Source organism: Nostoc sp. UIC 10607, from assembly GCF_047228265.1.
In the GTDB taxonomy this organism is placed as follows: domain Bacteria; phylum Cyanobacteriota; class Cyanobacteriia; order Cyanobacteriales; family Nostocaceae; genus Nostoc; species Nostoc foliaceum_A.
In genome coordinates, this window is sequence record NZ_JBIQNW010000187.1 from 1 (window position 1) to 1,271 (window position 1,271).

Consider the following 1,271-nt stretch of genomic DNA (forward strand, 5'->3'; position numbering starts at 1 on the left):
AAGGCGATGGTCAAAATGTCAAGCAGGATATGGAGATAAGTTCAAAGCGGGTTGTCGTCGGGATTTGGGTTGAGATTTAACAATGCCCAAATCTCGATTTTTGGGAGAAGTAAGATAAGCAATAAGGTCATTTGAAAGTTCTTGATTATAGGCATGATTAAAGTGATAAAATGAACGAAACAACATCTCAATAGAAATTTTTTCAGCTTCCATCTCGAATTCATTAGCAACTGTATCGGCCAGATCAATTAAAACAGCATAAAATAGCCAAGTTGCCCAAATTTGCAGCTTGACGCCATTAATTGAGCCAGTCCACAAATATGACATTTTCAACAATCGTTTAACTAGACCAAAAGCAGTTTCGATGTGCCACCGACGACCGTAAAGGTCAGCGACAAGGTAAGGAGGTAAGTCAACTGGATTGGTAACAGAAGTAATGTATCTATACCAAGTATTTTCACGCCTAATTTCGACCAAACGAACAATAATTGGCTTTGCTCTTCCTCGCTTGTGTCCCAATTCAATTATTTGGTCAACTACTTGTGGAGTATGAGTTAGAGTTCTTTGTACACGATAGCTTGCCTTTTTTAAACGGGTAATCCAAGCAATACCAGTTCTCATGAGTACGGCAAACTCAGTAAAATCATAAAAACCCCTGTCAAAAACAAGTAAAGTTCCATCAGGTGTACAACCATGCAACCAATCCCACATTGTTGCATCCGAGCAATTGGGATTCTCATCAAAAGTAATTTTGACGGGTAAATAAGTTGTGATATCAACGATTGTGTAAATTTTTCCACCTAAAGAAACAGCTTTTTCTTGCAGACTCTCCAGGTGACGAAAAAGTGCTTCTAATGTTGAACCATCCACAGCCCAGATTCTTTTGAATTTGGTTTTTGCAAACCTAATACTTGCAGGTAGTGGGCGGTTTTTTCTCTTGAGCCATCTGGCTTGTAACTTTGGAATTAATTCCATCATTACTTGTTCAAATATCGATGCTGGAAACTCTAGAAATCGCTTAGATAATGCTTGTTGCGATACGCAAGTCGCTTTGCACCACAACAAATCTTCTCGATTTAATAACCGATGTCACTCACGCACCGATGGTACTTGTCGCCACAGTAGTGTTAACACTGCTGCCACCATTAGAGGTAAACCCAGAATCCGGTCACGTAACCCCAACTGCTGGTAATACGACAGTTGATTGTATACCAGTGGTGTTAATAGCTCTTCCATCCGCGCCGCGATTACTTCGTTTTCTGGCGCTGGCA

Annotated in this window: 1 protein-coding gene and 1 pseudogene; both read right to left on the reverse strand. The window is 40.4% G+C overall.

Features of this window, described 5'->3' with window-relative positions:
- Positions 1–18: 18 nt before the first annotated feature.
- Entirely contained in the window at positions 19–1,065 is a 1,047-nt protein-coding gene (locus tag ACEYW6_RS36265; protein ID WP_412983615.1) for an IS4 family transposase, read from the reverse strand.
- Positions 1,066–1,089: 24 nt separating this feature from the next.
- Positions 1,090–1,271 (reverse strand): annotated as a pseudogene (locus tag ACEYW6_RS36270) (IS4 family transposase); the annotation flags it as partial.